21 protein-coding genes and 1 pseudogene are annotated in these 17,791 nt (G+C 53.2%); 16 read left to right on the forward strand and 6 right to left on the reverse strand.

Going from position 1 to position 17,791, the window contains the following annotated elements; all coding sequences use genetic code 11:
* Positions 1–338 precede the first annotated feature (338 nt).
* The 6 genes from rpoE (at position 339) to ETA_RS06005 (ending at position 5,200) form a co-directional block, all read left to right on the forward strand.
* Complete coding sequence (gene rpoE, locus ETA_RS05980; RefSeq protein WP_012440731.1) at positions 339–914, forward strand: RNA polymerase sigma factor RpoE; 576 nt, start codon at positions 339–341, stop codon at positions 912–914.
* A gap of 30 nt (positions 915–944) precedes the next feature.
* On the forward strand, positions 945–1,595 hold the full coding sequence (gene rseA / locus ETA_RS05985; protein WP_012440732.1) for an anti-sigma-E factor RseA: 651 nt from the start codon (positions 945–947) through the stop codon (positions 1,593–1,595).
* A complete protein-coding gene (gene rseB / locus ETA_RS05990; protein WP_012440733.1) occupies positions 1,595–2,551 on the forward strand; it encodes a sigma-E factor regulatory protein RseB in 957 nt (318 codons plus the stop codon). The genes rseA and rseB overlap by 1 nt, the downstream gene beginning before the upstream one ends.
* Positions 2,548–3,012, forward strand: coding sequence for a SoxR-reducing system protein RseC (rseC, locus tag ETA_RS05995; RefSeq protein ID WP_012440734.1), 465 nt, complete (start codon positions 2,548–2,550; stop codon positions 3,010–3,012). The genes rseB and rseC overlap by 4 nt, the downstream gene beginning before the upstream one ends.
* A gap of 280 nt (positions 3,013–3,292) precedes the next feature.
* A complete protein-coding gene (locus tag ETA_RS06000; RefSeq protein WP_012440735.1) occupies positions 3,293–4,057 on the forward strand; it encodes an antitermination protein Q in 765 nt (254 codons plus the stop codon).
* 282 nt (positions 4,058–4,339) lie between these two features.
* Positions 4,340–5,200, forward strand: a complete 861-nt coding sequence (locus ETA_RS06005; protein WP_012440736.1) for a hypothetical protein — start codon at positions 4,340–4,342, stop codon at positions 5,198–5,200.
* A gap of 12 nt (positions 5,201–5,212) precedes the next feature.
* On the opposite strand, the gene ETA_RS20560 is transcribed toward ETA_RS06005, so the two are convergent.
* On the reverse strand, positions 5,213–5,341 hold the full coding sequence (locus ETA_RS20560) for a hypothetical protein (RefSeq protein WP_269446405.1): 129 nt from the start codon (positions 5,339–5,341) through the stop codon (positions 5,213–5,215).
* 155 nt (positions 5,342–5,496) lie between these two features.
* Here ETA_RS20560 and lepA point away from each other — a divergent pair, with 155 nt between their 5' ends.
* From lepA to acpS, 7 genes are all read left to right on the forward strand, one after another.
* On the forward strand, positions 5,497–7,296 hold the full coding sequence (gene lepA / locus ETA_RS06010; protein ID WP_012440737.1) for a translation elongation factor 4: 1,800 nt from the start codon (positions 5,497–5,499) through the stop codon (positions 7,294–7,296).
* A gap of 29 nt (positions 7,297–7,325) precedes the next feature.
* Positions 7,326–8,282, forward strand: coding sequence for a signal peptidase I (gene lepB / locus ETA_RS06015; protein WP_012440738.1), 957 nt, complete (start codon positions 7,326–7,328; stop codon positions 8,280–8,282).
* 138 nt (positions 8,283–8,420) lie between these two features.
* The gene (rnc, locus tag ETA_RS06020; protein WP_012440739.1) at positions 8,421–9,101 is read left to right on the forward strand and encodes a ribonuclease III; all 681 of its coding nucleotides are present in this window, start codon (positions 8,421–8,423) and stop codon (positions 9,099–9,101) included.
* The gene (era, locus tag ETA_RS06025) at positions 9,098–10,003 is read left to right on the forward strand and encodes a GTPase Era (protein ID WP_012440740.1); all 906 of its coding nucleotides are present in this window, start codon (positions 9,098–9,100) and stop codon (positions 10,001–10,003) included. Before rnc ends, era begins: the two co-directional genes overlap by 4 nt.
* A gap of 5 nt (positions 10,004–10,008) precedes the next feature.
* Positions 10,009–10,746 carry a DNA repair protein RecO gene (gene recO, locus ETA_RS06030; RefSeq protein WP_012440741.1) on the forward strand — a complete coding sequence of 246 codons (738 nt, stop codon included), beginning with the start codon at positions 10,009–10,011 and terminating at the stop codon, positions 10,744–10,746.
* A gap of 73 nt (positions 10,747–10,819) precedes the next feature.
* A complete protein-coding gene (gene pdxJ / locus ETA_RS06035; protein WP_012440742.1) occupies positions 10,820–11,551 on the forward strand; it encodes a pyridoxine 5'-phosphate synthase in 732 nt (243 codons plus the stop codon).
* Positions 11,551–11,931 carry a holo-ACP synthase gene (acpS, locus tag ETA_RS06040; RefSeq protein ID WP_012440743.1) on the forward strand — a complete coding sequence of 127 codons (381 nt, stop codon included), beginning with the start codon at positions 11,551–11,553 and terminating at the stop codon, positions 11,929–11,931. Before pdxJ ends, acpS begins: the two co-directional genes overlap by 1 nt.
* On the opposite strand, the gene ETA_RS06045 is transcribed toward acpS, so the two are convergent.
* Positions 11,928–12,182: a YfhL family 4Fe-4S dicluster ferredoxin gene (locus ETA_RS06045; RefSeq protein ID WP_012440744.1), complete on the reverse strand. Its 255-nt coding sequence runs from the start codon at positions 12,180–12,182 to the stop codon at positions 11,928–11,930. The two genes, acpS and ETA_RS06045, sit on opposite strands and share 4 nt — an antisense overlap.
* A 242-nt stretch (positions 12,183–12,424) precedes the next feature.
* Between ETA_RS06045 and ETA_RS19685 the strand changes: the two genes are divergently transcribed.
* Positions 12,425–13,123 carry a DUF4145 domain-containing protein gene (locus ETA_RS19685; RefSeq protein ID WP_012440745.1) on the forward strand — a complete coding sequence of 233 codons (699 nt, stop codon included), beginning with the start codon at positions 12,425–12,427 and terminating at the stop codon, positions 13,121–13,123.
* Positions 13,124–13,440: 317 nt separating this feature from the next.
* Here ETA_RS19685 and ETA_RS06055 read toward each other — a convergent pair whose 3' ends face one another.
* From ETA_RS06055 to ETA_RS06065, 4 genes and pseudogenes are all read right to left on the reverse strand, one after another.
* Entirely contained in the window at positions 13,441–13,767 is a 327-nt protein-coding gene (locus ETA_RS06055) for a DUF1493 family protein (protein WP_012440746.1), read from the reverse strand.
* Positions 13,761–14,204, reverse strand: a pseudogene (locus tag ETA_RS20345) (STM2901 family protein); the annotation flags it as partial. The gene ETA_RS06055 and the pseudogene ETA_RS20345, both read right to left, overlap by 7 nt.
* A 126-nt stretch (positions 14,205–14,330) precedes the next feature.
* Positions 14,331–14,603: a type II toxin-antitoxin system HicB family antitoxin gene (locus ETA_RS20350; protein ID WP_012440748.1), complete on the reverse strand. Its 273-nt coding sequence runs from the start codon at positions 14,601–14,603 to the stop codon at positions 14,331–14,333.
* A 371-nt stretch (positions 14,604–14,974) separates the two neighbouring features.
* Positions 14,975–15,814 (reverse strand): MurR/RpiR family transcriptional regulator, encoded by an 840-nt coding sequence (locus tag ETA_RS06065; RefSeq protein ID WP_012440749.1) that lies wholly within the window; start codon positions 15,812–15,814, stop codon positions 14,975–14,977.
* 193 nt (positions 15,815–16,007) lie between these two features.
* Here ETA_RS06065 and murQ point away from each other — a divergent pair, with 193 nt between their 5' ends.
* Positions 16,008–16,928 carry an N-acetylmuramic acid 6-phosphate etherase gene (murQ, locus tag ETA_RS06070; protein WP_012440750.1) on the forward strand — a complete coding sequence of 307 codons (921 nt, stop codon included), beginning with the start codon at positions 16,008–16,010 and terminating at the stop codon, positions 16,926–16,928.
* Positions 16,929–17,067: 139 nt separating this feature from the next.
* Positions 17,068–17,706 carry a phosphatidylglycerophosphatase C gene (yfhb, locus tag ETA_RS06075; RefSeq protein ID WP_012440751.1) on the forward strand — a complete coding sequence of 213 codons (639 nt, stop codon included), beginning with the start codon at positions 17,068–17,070 and terminating at the stop codon, positions 17,704–17,706.
* Positions 17,707–17,791: the final 85 nt, after the last annotated feature.

The following is a 17,791-nucleotide window of genomic DNA, read 5'->3' on the forward strand; positions in this document are numbered from 1 at the left end:
GGCCACGGGTGAAGAAGGAGCCGTGCGCTATTAAGTTTACTATCGAAAACGCGACCAGAGCCGCGTGATTATAAGGTGAAATAAGAAGCGTGTTGCGTTACTCTGCGGGCGTCATCAGGCTATATACGAATACCGTTCGTGAGCAACCTGAGTAGAAATCGGCGAGAATGCAAAAAAACAGCAGGTTTATCTATCTCTGATGATGACAACACTGAATGATGGCGTAATGGAACTTTCCGCATGACAACGACTCATACCGTATGCTTGCTCGAAAAGTTTGAGTCAACACTAGGATTGCGCTTACGCGTGGAACAAGATTGGGGGAGACCTTACCTCGGATGAGCGAGCAGTTAACGGATCAGGTTCTCGTTGAACGGGTACAAAAAGGCGATCAGAAGTCGTTTAATTTACTGGTAGTTCGCTATCAGCATAAAGTGGCGAGTCTGGTTTCCCGCTATGTTCCGTCAGGAGACGTGCCAGATGTAGTACAAGAGTCGTTTATAAAAGCCTATCGTGCGCTGGAATCATTTCGCGGCGACAGCGCTTTCTATACCTGGCTTTATCGGATTGCCGTCAACACGGCCAAAAATTATCTGGTAGCTCAGGGGCGACGCCCACCAACCAGCGATGTGGATGCAATCGACGCTGAAAATTTTGAAAGTGCAGGTGCGCTAAAAGAAATATCGAACCCTGAGAACTTAATGTTGTCAGAAGAGTTGAGACAGATCGTTTTTCGAACCATCGAGACGTTACCCGAAGATTTACGTATGGCTATCACCCTGCGTGAACTCGATGGCCTGAGTTACGAAGAAATAGCCGTTATCATGGAGTGCCCGGTAGGTACGGTTCGTTCCCGTATATTCCGCGCTCGTGAGGCTATAGATAATAAAATTCAACCACTTATCCAACGCTAGCGATAGCGGACACAGGAAGGGTATTGAGGTATGCAGAAAGAACAACTTTCCGCTTTAATGGACGGTGAAACGGTTGACAATGAGCTGATGTCAGCGTTGTCCAGTGATGTCGCACTGAAAAAAAATTGGGAAAGCTATCATCTGATCCGCGATACCCTGCGTGGTGATATTCCGGCTCAGCTCGATTTCGATATCGCTTCTCGTGTGGCCGCCGCTATTGAAGATGAACCGGCAAAAAATATCACCCGCTTGATCCCTGAAGCACAACCGCAGCCTGAACAGGCGGCCGCCATGCCGTTTTGGGCCAAGTTGCGCCCCTGGGCGGCTCAGATAACCCAGGTTGGTGTAGCCGCCTGCGTGTCTCTCGCGGTCATTGTTGGTGTACAACAATATAATAAGCCGGTTGCCGGTCAGTCCTCTGACACGCCGGTGTTTAACACGCTGCCGATGATGGGGCAGGCCTCACCGGTGAGTTTAGGCGTTCCGACTGACAGTATGAATTCCGGCTCGAACAGCGCCAGTCAGCAGGATCAGCGTCGCCGCGTCGGCGCCATGTTGCAGGACTACGAGCTACAACGCCGTCTGAATGCACAACAACTGCGTTTTGAACAGCGTCCCGACCAGCAGCAGGCTGCTGCTCAGGTTCCCGGTAATCAGTCATTAGGAATACAGCCGCAGTAATGAAGCAGCTTTGGTGCGCCGTCAGCCTTATGGCTGGTGGTCTGATGTTCTCTTCTGTCACCCCGGCTGCACCCGTGCAGTCCGGGGTGTTGTTACAGCAGATGAAACAGGCCAGCCAGTCCCTCAGTTACGAACTTGCCTACATCAATGTTTCCGGTCTTGGCATCGACTCCCTGCGTTATCGCCATGCCGTTATTGATAACAAGGTTTTTGCGCAGCTGTTGCAGATGGATGGCCCACGCCGGGAAATCGTGCAGCGCGGCAATGAAGTCAGCTATTTCGAGGCAGGTCTGGAACCTTTCAGCATGCAGGGCGACCATATCGTCGATTCGCTGCCTTCGGTGATCTATGCAGATTTTAGCCAGCTTTCGTCGGCCTATGATTTTGTCTCCGTTGGCCGTATGCGTATTGCCGATCAGCTGTGTGAGGTGATCCGTATCGTGCCGCGTGACGGTACCCGCTACGGCTATACCGTCTGGCTGGATACTGAAACCCGATTGCCCCTGCGCGTTGACCTGCTTGATCGGGACGGTGAAACGCTTGAACAGTATCGGGTGGTGAGCTTTGCCGTGGACGATGGCGTACGCAAGATGATGCAGGGTCTGGAAAGTGCCAAAATGCCGGCGGTGCTGTCGCTGCCGAAGGGCAACGCCGTGACCTTTAACTGGCAGGCCGGATGGCTGCCGGCAGGGATGAAAGAGGTCGCACAAAGCCGCCGCCAGCTTCCTTCCCTCGACCGCCCGGTTGAGTCACGCCTTTTTTCAGACGGCCTGTTTACCTTCTCAATTAACGTCACGCTGGCCGATAAGACCAGCTCGTCCCAGCTGCTGCGCACCGGGCGTCGTACTATGCAGACTGAAGTGCGTAACAATGCGGAAATTACCGTCATCGGTGAGCTTCCCCCTGCGACGGCAAAACGTATTGCTGACACTATTACTCTAGGATCCGCGCCATGATGAAAGAATGGGCAACGGTGGTGTCGTGGCAGGATGGCATCGCGACGCTGCACGCCGAAATGAAAACGTCCTGTAACAGCTGCTCGGCGCGTAAAGGCTGTGGCAGCCATATGCTGGAGAAGCTGGGGCCAAAAAATGCGCATGTGATGAAAATCGCCAGTGCGGAACCGCTTATTCCGGGTCAACGTATTGAGCTAGGTATTGCTGAAACCAGCCTGCTCAGCTCGGCTTTTTTGGTCTATATGACGCCGTTAATTGGATTGTTTGCCCTGGCTGGCGTGTTTCAGATGCTGTTTCACAGCGATTTAGCGGCCGCCTGCGGTGCGCTGCTGGGTGGCGTGGGAGGCTTTATTCTTGCTAAAGGCATTTCCGGTTTACTGGGCCGTTCTGCCTCTTTTCAGCCGGTGATCCTCAGCGTAGCCCTGCCGCCTGACGTTTTACGTGTCTCCAGCGATAGCTGATAATTGACCTTCTGCCCGCGCACGAGTCTGCACGGGCAGGGTGTTTCTACTCCCCTCTGATTTATCCATGTTTAACCTCATTTCTGCTGCTTTTTATAGTAACTCACCCGGTCAGCCTACCCCGTGCAGGAACAACACGTTTTATCCGCCTGGCTTCAACTTTTGATCGGCGCGTATACAGTGAGATCGATAAAGTCAATCCTTTGAAGCTGGTGAGCATTTTCTCCAGCACGATGGGGTAAAGCGTACCTGGTACGTCGATGCCCGGTAGGGGCCGGTAATGAAAATCGAAAAAGCACTTAACTATTTTAATCCGAAAGGACAGGCCATTATCGACGGTGCCTGCTCGACCAGTACCGAAAGCCTGAGTCCCGCCGACGTGATGGCAGCGCTGGCGATATGTCAGGCCAGAACGCGTCTGGGTGTCAATGTTTGGCTGGGTAAAACGGGCATAAGTCAGAGAGCGAGCGAAGAGGTGATTAAGCAACTGACGCGCTACGCGCGTAAGACCGCTCCGCCTTTACTCACTAAGGCAGCTGGTAATAAGGTGGCTCAATGCATGAGGGCTCTGGCCGTCTTTGCCTGGCTTGATTACTCACGTTCTGCTGCTGACCGTAGCCTCTGCGGGGTCTGTCTTGGGCGCGGGGCGAACCTCTCGACGTTCGACGTCAAACTGACTTCGGGAAAGGCGATATCGCACGAGCTCGGTCGCCGATCGCAACGGGGTGGGAACGGCTGCCAGCGCTGTCACGGCAAAGGGACGGTGAGCCTTCGCTGTCGCTGCAACGGCAGCGGCAGAGTGAAAGATATCGTCGTATCGAAACGGCAGGGGAGCGCGGTAGATAAAGTCTGTGGCTACTGCGGCGGGCGCGGGTTCAGGCGTGTGCCGTCTGCGCGAGTTTTTAGCGCGATTCAACTTCTGGTGCCGGGATTAACCCAGTCATCCTGGTCGCGTAACTGGAAGCCCCATTATCAACTGCTGGTCGCTAAATGTGAGGCTGAGGCAGGGCTGGCCGCCGCTGAGTTTCGCAGAATCACAGCCTGACTGGTTGAATATCGATCGAAAAAGTTGAGTTTTGCATAAATTTGGATAATTATTGACCCCAGAGTGGGATTTCAGTACCTGAATTGTTGCCACTGACTTAAAGGCTCCGCAAACGCGGGGCCTTTTTTGTTTTTTGGCATCCTGCTTTTCAGCCCCGGCTTCGTCCGGGGCTTTTTTGTGCCTGAAATTCACTCCTCATACCCCTTCAGCATATCGGCGGTCAGCGCTGTTTTTGCCGCGAAGCGCCTACAGATCATATATCCATAAAAGGTAATTAAACCTATGACCATAAAAGCTCTATTACTCCTGTCTGCCTCCGCACTTGCCTTCTCGACTCAGAATGCATCAATCGTTACACCCCCAAGAACGGCTCACGACATTACGGAGAATTACTATAACAACGCGAAAAATTGCGGCAGTGAAAACAAACCCGCATTTTTATGTTCCGGGGTATTACTGCGTGCAACCGCCGCTTCGGCTAATTACCATTCGTGGGACCCAAGCCCGCAGTCGCAGGCCAGCGGAGGCGTGTCGTTTTCTTACCTCAGAACGGATGCCAAGTTCACCCGACTGGCTTATGGCCTTAAAAATGGCATGATTTTCTACCCGCACAATAAAGCTCCGTCTGATAAATATCAGATTGAGGTACTGTGCTCATTCCCGGTGGATGCGGATACGGACAACAGAAAAAACAGGGGATGCGGCTATCACGCCTCTTATCCCGATTCGAGTCGCTCATGCCGGACGATGGGCATCCGCACTGCCCATGACTGGCATCAGCACTACGAAAGCATCGTTCAAAATTCACACCAGCACCAGTGTGGTTTTGATATGCAGGAAGGCACGTCTGAAAATGGCCACTATTTTTATCAGTCAATACAGGCCAGGCGATTGATGGGCAACGCATTTCTGACGATTCAGAATGAACTTAGGTTGGCCAGCTGGTCGCCGGGAACGCCGGGGAAACTTCCCGTGCAGGCTTTTTTTTATATCGATGGGGGATTGATAAATGCTCAGCGCGATCAGCGCGATTTCTATCAGCATACCGGTCAGATAGTGCCCGTTATCAGGTTAACATTACCAGCGTCATTATCCTCCGACGCCAGATTCAACTACCGTGCGGCCGATCAGGCCGTTAATTAATGTCAGACCTTCTCAAAGACGGATGAAAAGGGCGATGGTGGCGCGCTGCTCTGCCATCATCGCCCACCCGTCAGCGATAAGAGCCTGCCGATTTGCCGGCAGGATCACCCGACGATCTTCTGATGAACACCGATGTGCCATTTACTTTACGCCCTTGTTGCCTTGTATTCTTTCGTGAGCGAAGCGAACAGTGTAATATGCTGGCACATTGATGGTGGGTGCAATGATAGAAATGTCCAAAGCCGTGTCCACTGCGCAGAAACGAACGATTTAACTTGCGAAAAAAATTCATATAAATGAAGCATATAAGAAACTTTTCAATCATCGCCCACATCGACCATGGCAAATCAACGCTCTCTGACCGCCTGATTCAAATCTGCGGCGGCCTGACTGAGCGCGAAATGGCTGCCCAGGTGCTGGACTCAATGGATTTAGAGCGTGAGCGTGGCATCACAATCAAAGCGCAAAGCGTCACGCTCGATTACCATGCGAAAGACGGTGAGACTTACCAGCTCAATTTTATCGACACGCCTGGCCACGTAGACTTCTCATATGAAGTTTCCCGTTCGCTGGCGGCCTGCGAAGGTGCTCTGCTGGTGGTAGATGCCGGGCAGGGCGTGGAAGCCCAGACGCTGGCTAACTGCTACACCGCGATGGAAATGGATCTGGAAGTCGTACCGGTACTGAATAAAATCGACCTGCCGGCGGCAGATCCAGACCGCGTATCGCAGGAAATTGAAGATATCGTCGGCATTGATGCCACTGACGCGGTACGCTGCTCGGCAAAAACCGGCGTTGGCGTACCCGACGTTCTGGAGCGTCTGGTGCGGGATATTCCGCCGCCGGAAGGCGATCCAGAAGGCCCATTGCAGGCGCTGATCATCGACTCCTGGTTCGATAACTATCTGGGCGTGGTGTCGCTGGTGCGTATTAAAAATGGCACCATGCGCAAGGGCGAAAAAATCAAGGTAATGAGCACCGGCCAGATTTATAACGCCGACCGTCTGGGTATCTTCACGCCAAAACGCGAAGATACCGACGTACTGAACTGCGGTGAAGTGGGTTGGCTGGTCTGTGCCATCAAAGATATCCTCGGCGCACCGGTGGGTGATACCCTGACGCTGGCACGTCATCCGGCGGAAAAAGCGCTGCCCGGTTTTAAAAAGGTGAAGCCGCAGGTTTATGCCGGGCTGTTCCCTATCAGTTCTGATGACTATGAAGCTTTCCGTGACGCGCTGGGCAAATTGAGCCTGAACGACGCCTCATTGTTCTACGAACCGGAAAGCTCCACCGCGCTGGGCTTCGGCTTCCGCTGCGGTTTCCTCGGCCTGCTGCATATGGAGATCATCCAGGAGCGCCTGGAGCGCGAGTACGATCTTGAGCTGATCACCACCGCACCGACCGTGGTATATGAAGTTCAGACGACCGACGGAGAGACCGTCTACGTTGACAGTCCGGGCAAGCTGCCGCCGCTCAATAATATCGAAGAGCTGCGCGAGCCGATCGCCGAGTGTCATATGCTGTTGCCGCAGGAGTATCTGGGTAACGTCATCACGCTGTGCATTGAAAAACGCGGTGTGCAGACCAACATGGTTTACCACGGTAACCAGGTGGCGTTAACCTATGATATCCCGATGGCGGAAGTGGTGCTCGATTTCTTCGACCGCCTGAAGTCGACATCACGCGGCTATGCGTCACTGGACTATAATTTTAAACGCTTCACCGCCTCTGACATGGTGCGGGTTGACGTGTTGATTAACAGCGAACGCGTTGATGCGCTGGCGCTGATCACTCACCGCGACAACTCACAGTACCGTGGGCGTGAGCTGGTGGAAAAGATGAAAGATCTGATCCCGCGTCAGCAGTTTGATATCGCTATCCAGGCGGCAATCGGTAATCATATCATTGCCCGCTCGACGGTAAAGCAGCTGCGTAAAAACGTACTGGCCAAGTGTTACGGCGGTGACGTCAGCCGTAAGAAAAAGCTGCTGCAGAAACAGAAAGACGGTAAGAAACGTATGAAGCAGGTGGGTAACGTTGAGTTGCCACAGGAAGCGTTCCTTGCCATTCTCCATGTCGGTAAAGATAGCAAATAAGCCCGGTTTCGGGCCGAGAGGGAATTGGAATGGCTAATATGTTTGCCCTGATTTTGGCGATAGCAACGCTGGTTACCGGCATCGTCTGGTGTATCGACAAATTTAAATGGGCGCCGGCTCGCCGTGCGAAACGTGCTGCGGCTCTGGCACAGGGAGCGGTAGAAACCAAAGCGGATAAGCAGCCGGGCTGGGTTGAGACCACCGCATCGGTGTTCCCGGTTCTGCTTGTGGTGTTTGTGGTTCGCTCATTTATTTATGAGCCGTTCCAAATTCCTTCAGGATCGATGATGCCAACGCTGCTGATCGGGGATTTTATCCTGGTGGAGAAGTATGCTTACGGCATTAAAGATCCGATTACGCAGACCACGCTGATTGCTACCGGGCACCCTAAGCGGGGCGACATTGCGGTATTTAAATACCCGAAAGACCCGAGCCTCGACTATATTAAGCGCGTGATTGGCCTGCCGGGCGACCGTGTGACCTACGACCCGCTGAGCAAAACGGTATCGGTGCAGACGGCATGTTCTGACGGTCAACGCTGTGACAGCGCGCTGCCGGTCACCTATTCTGACGTACAGCAGAGTGATTTCATCCAAACCTTCAGCGGATTTAGCGGTAATGAAGTCGGCAACGGTTTTTATCAGCTGCCGCAGGGTGAATCCATGCCGGGTGGGCTACGTTTAGCCACCCGCAATGAAACGCTGGGCGATGTCACTCATCGTATTCTGATGGTGACCCAGGCGCAGAGCCAGCCGGGTTCTTATTACCAGCAACCGGGTCAGCCACAGTCGAGCTGGGTCGTGCCACAAGGCATGTACTTTATGATGGGCGATAATCGTGATAACAGCGCTGACAGCCGTTATTGGGGCTTCGTGCCGGAACGTAACCTGGTCGGCAAAGCCACCGCCATCTGGATGAGCTTTGATAAGCAGGAAGGGCAATGGCCAACGGGTGTTCGCCTGAGCCGTATTGGCGGTATTCACTGATGTTAGCCCACGGGTAACATTGACTTAGGGTGGCCTGTCGTTTTGCAGGCCACTGCACACGAAACAGATCGTGTTGGTGTACTGGCTCAGCCCTGTTCCCTGTGCAGAATAATTGACGCATTCAGAAATTGGTAACGCATGAATCCCATCGTAATTAACAAGCTGCAGCGTAAGCTGGGCTACACTTTTACTCATCAGGAATTATTACAGCAGGCGCTCACTCACCGCAGCGCCAGCAGTAAGCACAATGAAAGACTGGAATTTCTCGGTGATTCTATTCTAAGTTACGTGATCGCTAACGCGCTTTATCAACGCTTCCCGCGCGTGGATGAAGGCGATATGAGCCGTATGCGCGCCACGCTGGTTCGCGGTAATACGCTGGCTGAAATGGCACGAGAATTTGACCTGGGCGAGTGTTTACGCCTGGGGCCGGGTGAACTGAAAAGCGGCGGCTACCGTCGTGAATCGATTCTGGCTGACACCGTAGAGGCGTTGATTGGCGGGGTATTCCTCGACAGCGACATCCAGGCGGTGGAACAACTGATCCTCAGCTGGTACGCCAGCCGTCTTGATCAGATCAGTCCAGGCGATAAACAAAAGGATCCAAAAACGCGTCTGCAGGAGTTTCTGCAGGGTCGCCATCTGCCGCTGCCATCTTATCTGGTGGTACAGGTCAGAGGCGAAGCGCACGATCAGGAATTTACTATTCACTGCCAGGTAAGCGGCATGGCGGAACCGGTTGTGGGAACCGGCTCCAGCCGTCGTAAAGCTGAGCAGGCAGCGGCCGAGCAGGCGCTGATTAAGCTGGGAATTGAATGAGCGAACAAACCACCCATTGCGGCTTTATTGCTATTGTAGGCCGTCCGAACGTTGGAAAATCCACCTTGCTGAACCAGCTATTGGGACAGAAGGTTTCCATCACCTCGCGTAAGCCACAAACTACGCGCCACCGTATTATGGGCATCCATACCGAAGGGCAATATCAGGCCATTTATGTTGATACACCTGGCCTGCATATGGAAGAGAAAAGGGCGATCAACCGCCTGATGAACCGTGCGGCAAGCAGCTCGATTGGCGACGTTGAAATGGTGATCTTCGTCGTGGAAGGCACGCGCTGGACGCCCGACGACGAAATGGTGCTGAACAAGCTGAAAGATGGCAAGGTGCCGGTGCTGCTGGCGATCAACAAGGTTGATAACATCACTGACAAAAGTATCCTGCTGCCGCATCTACAGTTCCTCGGGCAGCAGATGAACTTTATGGACGTGGTGCCAATCTCTGCCGAAAAAGGCAACAACGTTGATACCATTGCCAACATCGTGCGCAAGCGCCTGCCGGAAGCGGAACATCACTTCCCGGAAGAATACATCACCGATCGTTCGCAGCGCTTTATGGCGTCTGAAATCATCCGCGAGAAGCTGATGCGTTTCCTCGGAGCGGAGCTGCCTTATTCCGTTACGGTGGAAATTGAGCAGTTTCTGACCAATGAACGCGGCGGTTTGACCATCAACGGCCTGATCCTCGTGGAGCGCGAGGGCCAGAAAAAGATGGTGATCGGCAACAAAGGCGCGAAAATCAAAACCATCGGTATTGAAGCGCGCAGAGATATGGAAGAGATGTTCGAGGCGAAAGTCCACCTCGAACTGTGGGTAAAAGTGAAGTCCGGCTGGGCGGATGATGAACGCGCCTTACGTAGCCTGGGCTATACCGACGACCTCTGATCCTGATGGAAGGCTGGCAACGCGCATTTGTCCTGCACGGACGTCCCTGGAGCGAAACCAGCCTGCTGCTTGATCTCTTTTCCGAGCAGCACGGCCGTGTGCGGGTGCTGGCTAAAGGCGCGCGCGCCAAACGCTCCAGCCTGAAAGGCGCGTTGCAGCCTTTCACTCCGCTGCTGGTGCGCTGGAGCGGCCGCGGTGAAGTGAAAACCCTGCGATCTGCGGAGCCGGTCTCACTGGCTCTGCCGCTAAGCGGCACCACGCTCTACTGTGGCCTTTACGTTAACGAACTCCTTTCCCGCGTGCTGCAGCACGAAACCGCCTTCAGCGAACTGTTCTTCGACTACCTGAACTGTATCCAGACGCTGGCAGCCGATCCCCCTTCGCCCGAACCGGCGCTCAGGCGTTTTGAGCTGTCGATGCTGGGCCACCTCGGCTATGGCGTTGATTTTCTGCACTGCGCCGGCAGCGGTGAAGAGATCGCCGACGGCATGACCTACAGCTACCGTGAAGAGAAAGGCTTTATTGCCAGCCTGGTGACAGGACACCGCAGTTTCACCGGTCGCCAGCTGCGTGCGTTATCGACACGCGAGTTTCCCGATGCCGATACGCTGCGCGCAGCCAAACGTTTCACCCGTATTGCCCTGAAACCCTGGCTCGGTGGTAAGCCCCTGAAGAGCAGTGAGCTTTTTCGTCAGTTTCTGCCGAGAAAACCGGCAAATGCCGCGCCAGCAGACGAAGAATAGCCACCGATCGTACCTTTAAGCGCCGCGAACGTTGTACACTCGAAAAAACCTTTTGTGAACATGTGAGGATCTCATGGCAGAGCTGTTGTTAGGCGTCAATATCGATCACGTTGCCACCGTCCGTAATGCCCGTGGCACTAACTATCCCGATCCGGTTCAGGCGGCATTTGTTTCTGAACAGGCCGGTGCCGACGGCATCACCGTCCATCTGCGTGAAGATCGCCGCCACATCAATGACCGTGACGTGCGCATTCTGCGCCAGACCATCCAAACGCGTATGAATCTGGAAATGGCGGTGACGGACGAGATGGTCGACATTGCCTGCGAGATCCAGCCGCACTTCTGCTGTCTGGTGCCGGAGAAGCGTGAGGAAGTGACCACCGAAGGCGGTCTCGATGTGGCAGGTCAGCTGGATAAAGTGACCGCTGCGGTTAAGCGACTTAACGACGCAGGCGTTCTGGTCTCGCTGTTTATTGATGCCGATCGTGGTCAGATCGATGCCGCCGTCGCTGCGGGCGCGCCTTATATTGAAATTCATACCGGTGCCTATGCTGAAGCGCCAGAGGGCTTAGCGCGGGATACGGAGCTGGCGCGCATTGCCGCAGCGGCAACGTATGCCGCGGGCAAGGGGCTGAAGGTCAACGCCGGCCACGGACTCACCTACCATAACGTGCTGCCGATTGCTGCCCTGCCGGAGATGGTTGAGCTGAATATTGGCCATGCCATTATTGGCCGCGCGGTATTTAGTGGGCTGGCCGCTGCGGTACAAGAGATGAAGCAGCTGCTACGAGCAGCACGCGGCTGATGGCTATTCTTGGTCTCGGTAGCGACATTGTGGAGATCGATCGCATCGCCGCAGTGATTTCCCGCACGGGTGACCGCCTGGCGCGACGCGTGTTGAGTGATAACGAATGGCGGCAGTACCAGTCTCATCAGCAGCCGGTGCGTTTTCTTGCCAAGCGTTTTGCCGTCAAAGAAGCGGCGTCTAAGGCGTTTGGCACCGGCATTCGTGGCGGCCTGGCGTTCAATCAGTTTGAAGTATACAACGATGAGCTGGGCAAGCCGGGGCTGCGTTTCTTAGAACATGCGCAGGAGATGGCGCAGAAGCTGGGCGTGGCGCATGTGCACGTCACGCTGGCCGACGAACGTCACTACGCCTGTGCCACGGTCATTATCGAGAGTTAACCCGCGGGATGCAGCTGCACAAACTTTTCCCATAGCCTGTCGGGGCTTTCGGTGCGCTCGGGATCGGTGATAATGGTGTTGTCGATAGGGCAAACTTTCTGGCAGGTCGGCGCATCATAATGACCGATGCACTCGGTGCAGCGCCCGCTATCGATATGGTAGTACTCATCTCCCATTGAGATCGCCTCGTTGGGGCATTCCGGCTCGCACATATCGCAGTTGATACAGCGTTTTGTAATGAGTAAAGCCACAAAAAAAACCTCCTGTGTAGGCCTGTGTCGAAACCTGGCACAGGATAAGGGATCCTAAGCGGCGCAGAGTAACACAGTGGCCTGAAAAGCCCAAAAAGCGTGTTTATTGCAGCTTACCTGTTGTTGCAAGAAAAATTGATTTTATCCACTGAAGCCGATTCATCAGGCTCATAGTATTAAGTTTCCGGCCTCTTGGTTTTATTGAAATACCCATGATTTTCATCTAAATGGAGTAGATTTATATGGCAATGATCTCATTGATAAATATTCCTTGTCCGCATTGTCTCAGAGAGAATGCCGTGCTTGAGGTTGAAGGAGAAACGCCTCAATCTTTGAAGGGGACATTCGCGTTGATGGCGATATGTCGAAGCTGCTCAGGTGCGTTAATCGCCGAGGTTGACCCCCAGCATGAGATCTTGAACCACCGTGCTGGATTTTTCAACTACGCTAAGAAAACGCAAAGAGATGTGCTGCTTGATTGTCGTAAGCACTACTCCAACGAGTGGGGACGGGTATTAAGAACGTATCCAACTGCAATAATTCATGAAGCTCCTGACGCTACGCCAGAAAGAGTGGCTAAATTTTTCGTTGAAGCTAAAGAAAATTTTGAGCGTGGAAATTATGAAACTTGCGGGGGCCTGTGTCGTAAAGTTATGGATCTTGCGACAAAGCAGATGGCTGTTGCTGAAGATATATCGGCCTGGAAACTGCAAAAGCGTATTGAGAAATTGAAAGAAAAAGGTGTGATCACAAAAGAAATGTATGAATGGGCTGACATCGTTCGTCTCGATGGAAATGAACAAACTCATTCTGAAGATGAATTTGATCCTCAAAGTGCTAAGGCGGTATTAGCGTTTACCGAAACATTTCTTCTTTACGCCTTCACCTTGCCAGAGATGGTAAGAGAAAAGCGTAAAGAAGCCGAGAAAGATGTCGCGTAGTTCGCTTAAAATTCCGCAAGGGCGCTAATTTCCAGATGGATCATTTATCGTTAGTGCCCCTGCTCTTATCGTCGGCATCATCTTCTGAGTTCAGACTGCCACCAGAAAACGCTTCGCCACCGTGATAAAGCTGGCCCCGCAATGCGAGTTATAAATACGCTTGGCACTATTATTTTCCATCGCTAAATGCAAATGGAGCATTAGCGCACCACGACAATAACCTCCCTGAAGGCGATTTGCGTATGGTGGTGAGTCTCTCTTTTCTGCGAGAAAGCCTTTGATTAAACCGTCTGCGAAATTCCCAAGTATCAGGGATCTTAGTCATACAACCATCGACCCGTTTTAGCTGATTCTGAAAACATTCTGACTGTTAACGGCTTTTTGAGTTGCTTTACGGGTTTTTTGATAAACCATTGGCGGAAGAACCACGGGATCACCCATGGATAATAGCTTTCGATATTTAGGGATGAGATGTCGATATTAAATTTATTCGCATATTTATCTATCGCAAGTGCCACATCCTCAACTTCAGCATATTCTTGCAAGATAACGTCTGGATTGAGCGGAATGGATTTTAGGCGTAAAGACGTGACTACGGGTAACTCTCTACGAAAGAAAGTCAAAACTTCTTCATCTGTCACCATATCTTAGCGTTTCCTCTGGCTATGCGGTTATAATTTATGGTTGCTTTCAATGAGATTGAGGTCACGTCAGAGGCAATGATGAGCCATCCCAAAACGGGAACAGTAAGCCCGACAAGAGCACCGAGATTAGTTACAAATTTGGATTTTAAAGTTTTAAGACTTGCATTGGTGAAAGTGGGGAGGCGAAATGGTAGTTCAATGTTGAGATAACGACGAGCAGTCTCAGAGGCCACAGAGGTGCCTTTAGTTGCCCCAGCGAATTTCCCTCTTGTTGGACGGGTAGGTTGTCCAGGAATGATGCAGGCCGCTGCCACGATATCTGTGGTGCCAAACTGTTCATTTACCGCGTCGAGAAAAATCCAGAAAAACAGCTCTCCCGCCGAAAGATTAGAGATCCCTTTATAAAAGTATGTCCCATTGAGTTCTTCAACCGTATCCCTATGCCTATCCCTGTCATCCTGTTCGTTATTTAATCTATGACAATTTTACGACTGAATACAAGGTATTTAAGGTTTCTGACCCTGAGATAAAGCCATTATACCGTGTCAGATATTGAGCGGTCATTAAAGACTGATTAAGGCCAATACCAGAGTAAATCGTCCGATATTTTTCCGTTTGGCTCTGACAATAATCCTATTTGTCGTCTCGAATGCAAGACATCCTGAGCGGCTGCCGTACTCTGGGTGCGCGACTACAAATTGATCGATTCGGTAGATTAACAAAGAGGGAAGCGTGACATTGATTTTCTCAGGTTTTCCCATCAGCCGGGTGATATCCACATCAACCAGCGCCCAGACTGCGTCCGCATAATCGGGGCTGGCTACCCTGCTTTCCACGCAGGTGGGATCCGTACTGCTTCGCCGCCTTCAACACGCAATGCGATATGCGCCTCGACAGCTTCAGGTAAGCTCTCAAGCGCATCCCGATAATCATCGCCATCTGAAAAGCAGTCGCGAAATCAGGGACGCTAACCCAGAAAGATGAATCACCTTTATCAATGGCGATGGGACAGGACATGCAAATCTCCAGATAAAGTCCAGCCTGTTTTTCAATACTTTATCAAGATGGGTAAGGAAATATCCTTCTGCGGGAGCTTTACCGTTAACAACATTTTTCGTTGTTTAGATAGCAATCTTTTACTCTCACCCGATATCCCCCATCAGGTTTGAATCAATGCTTTCTATGAGCCGCAGCGCGCACTCATCGATCAAACCAGTTTTTTCATTAAGGCTTCGCTGTGGCGGAGATGGCTGGAGGCGCGTTCCTGATCGTGCTGGATCAGGGCCATAAACAGCAGGTCGGTCAGCGCCAGCTGGGCGGTGGTGGAGGAGATGGCGGCGCTGCGTGTGGTTTGCTCTTCCGCGACGGTATACAGGCAATAGTTGGCCGACTGTTGCAGGGTATTCGGGGTGAAGCCGGTAAAGGCCAGTACCGTAGCTCCGATGCGTCGGGCTTCCTGTGCCGCCAGATTAATCTCACGTCGCTCTCCGGTATAGGAGATGGCCAGCAGCACATCGCCTGTGTTTAACGCCTGCACGCTGGCCAGCAGCGCGTGCATATCCTGTTCGGCCACGGCGCTGATGCCGATTTTCATCAGCTTCCAGGAAAAGTCCTTTGCCACCAGACCGGAAGCGCCAACGCCGATCAGCACAATACGCCGGGCCTGTCTTAACAGGCGCAGCGTTTCGAGCAGCATCTCTTCACTGTTGATATCCAGCGTGGCGCGGAGGGCTGACGTTTTTTCGGCAAACAGCTTTTCGCCGACCACTTTTAGCGCATCGTCACTCAAAATAGGGTTGTGTACGGTAACGGCCTCTTTTTCTGCCAGCGATTCACTCAGCGCCAGCTTCAACGCGGGAAATCCCTTATAGCCAAGCTTCTGGGCGAATTTCACCACGCTTGACTGGCTAACGCCCGACTCATCAGCCAGCTTCTGTGAACTCAGTTGGCGCGCATGCTCCGGTTGCGACAGCAGATAGTCAGCGAGGCGGCGTTCATTCATCGCCAGGCTGGGATAAAGCTGACGAATGCGCAGCAGTGAACTCATCTCTTTTCCTCTCAGGTACTCAGGTTCGTTATAATGAATTATCGCTAAAGATAACTCACTGAATACTCAGTCTAACGCGGCATTCTACGCTTTCCATGATTAAACACGTTAAAATGCCTGACGGTTGATATTAAAACCGGCGTATAAAGAGTGAGTCATCGCTGGACAGAGAAAACAGGCAGATAAAGAAATGATGGATCTTGGCTCACTGATATCAGAAACGCGTAATCCCGATACGCTTGACCTGGATAACCTGTCGACGCTTGACATGGTTACTAAATTAAATCAGCAGGATACGACCGTCGCCGGGGCGGTCAGCCGCACCCTACCGCAGGTGGCCGAGGCTGTTGATTCTGCCGCCGCCACGCTCTTGGCGGGCGGGCGACTGATTTATATTGGTGCCGGCACCAGCGGTCGGCTGGGGGTGCTGGACGCCTCAGAGTGCCCGCCAACCTTTGGGATACCGCACGGCGTGGTGATCGGGCTGATTGCCGGAGGGCCGGCTGCGCTGGTGACGTCGGTCGAAGGCGCTGAAGATGACGAAGGGCTTGGCATCAGTGACCTGCAGGCACAGAATTTAAGCGCTAACGATATGGTTATCGGGCTGGCCGCGTCCGGGCGCACCCCCTACGCGATCGGCGCGCTGCGCTATGCCCGCCAGCTGGGCTGCCGTACCGCCGCGATATCCTGCAATCCGCATTCCCCGCTGGCTCTCGAAGCCGAAATAGCCATCTCGCCGCTGGTCGGCCCGGAGGCGCTAACCGGTTCAACCCGTTTGAAATCGGGTACTGCGCAAAAGCTGGTGCTGAATATGATTTCAACCGGAGCCATGATAAAAATTGGCAAGGTCTATCAGAACCTGATGGTCGATATGCGGGCGTCGAACGTCAAACTGGTCGATCGCGCGCGGCGTATGGTCTGTGAAGCCACCGGCTGCGAGGTGGCACAGGCGGAGTCGGCCTTGCAGCAGGCACAGTATGAGGTGAAGACGGCCATCCTGATGATTCTGACCGATCTGACCGCCGAACAGGCTGGTCAACGTCTGGCCATGCACGGCGGCTTTTTACGTGCGGCACTCCAGGGCCATAGCCAGCAGCCTCAGGCACATAAATAACAACGCGTTGGGGGATTAGCACAGCCGTCATTAGCTATGCTAAGGTTGCCGCCCTGATGAATAAGATACTTTACCGGCGGCGACGGGCACCATACGTCGTGCGCCTGGTTTATGGGTTGATGGCCCTGAGGAGTATGGTTTGACAACCGCTCGTGAAAGACGCGTGGTCTTTTTTGACCTTGATGGCACCCTGCACCAGCAGGATATGTTTGGCACTTTTATGCGCTGGCTGCTGTGGCGTCAGCCGCTTAATCTGCTGCTGGTGGTCCCATTACTGCCCTTGATTGGTCTGGGCCTGCTGATAACGGGTCGCGCGGCGCGCTGGCCGATGAGCCTGCTGCTGTGGTCAATCACTTTCGGGCGCAGCGAGTCTCGCCTGTTGCAACGCGAAGAGCAGTTTGCCCGCTGGTTTCGTCAACGCGTCACGGCTTTCCCGGTGGTGCAGCAGCGCCTTAATGACTACTTATGCAGTGAAGATGCCGACGTCTGGTTGATCACCGGCTCCCCCCAGCCGCTGGTGGAACGCGTCTATTTCGACTCAGCTTTTCTGCCACGGGTTAAACTGATAGCCAGTCAAATGGCGCGCGCCTACGGTGGCAGAGTACTGACGATGCGCTGCCTGGGCCATGAAAAGGTGGCGCAGCTGGAAGAGCAGATCGGTACGCCGCTACAGCTCTACAGTGGTTACAGTGACAGCAAGCAGGATAATCCGCTGCTATTTTTCTGCCAGCATCGTTTTCGTGTCACCCCGGCGGGAGAACTTCAGCAGCTGGAATAAGCGGGCGTCCGTTTTATCCCGACTGCGTCAACCTGTCCGGCCATCCTTCGCGCCGGCCGGGAACAGAATGCCCTATCCCTGGGCG

It is taken from the genome of Erwinia tasmaniensis Et1/99 (genome assembly GCF_000026185.1).
Classification (GTDB): domain Bacteria; phylum Pseudomonadota; class Gammaproteobacteria; order Enterobacterales; family Enterobacteriaceae; genus Erwinia; species Erwinia tasmaniensis.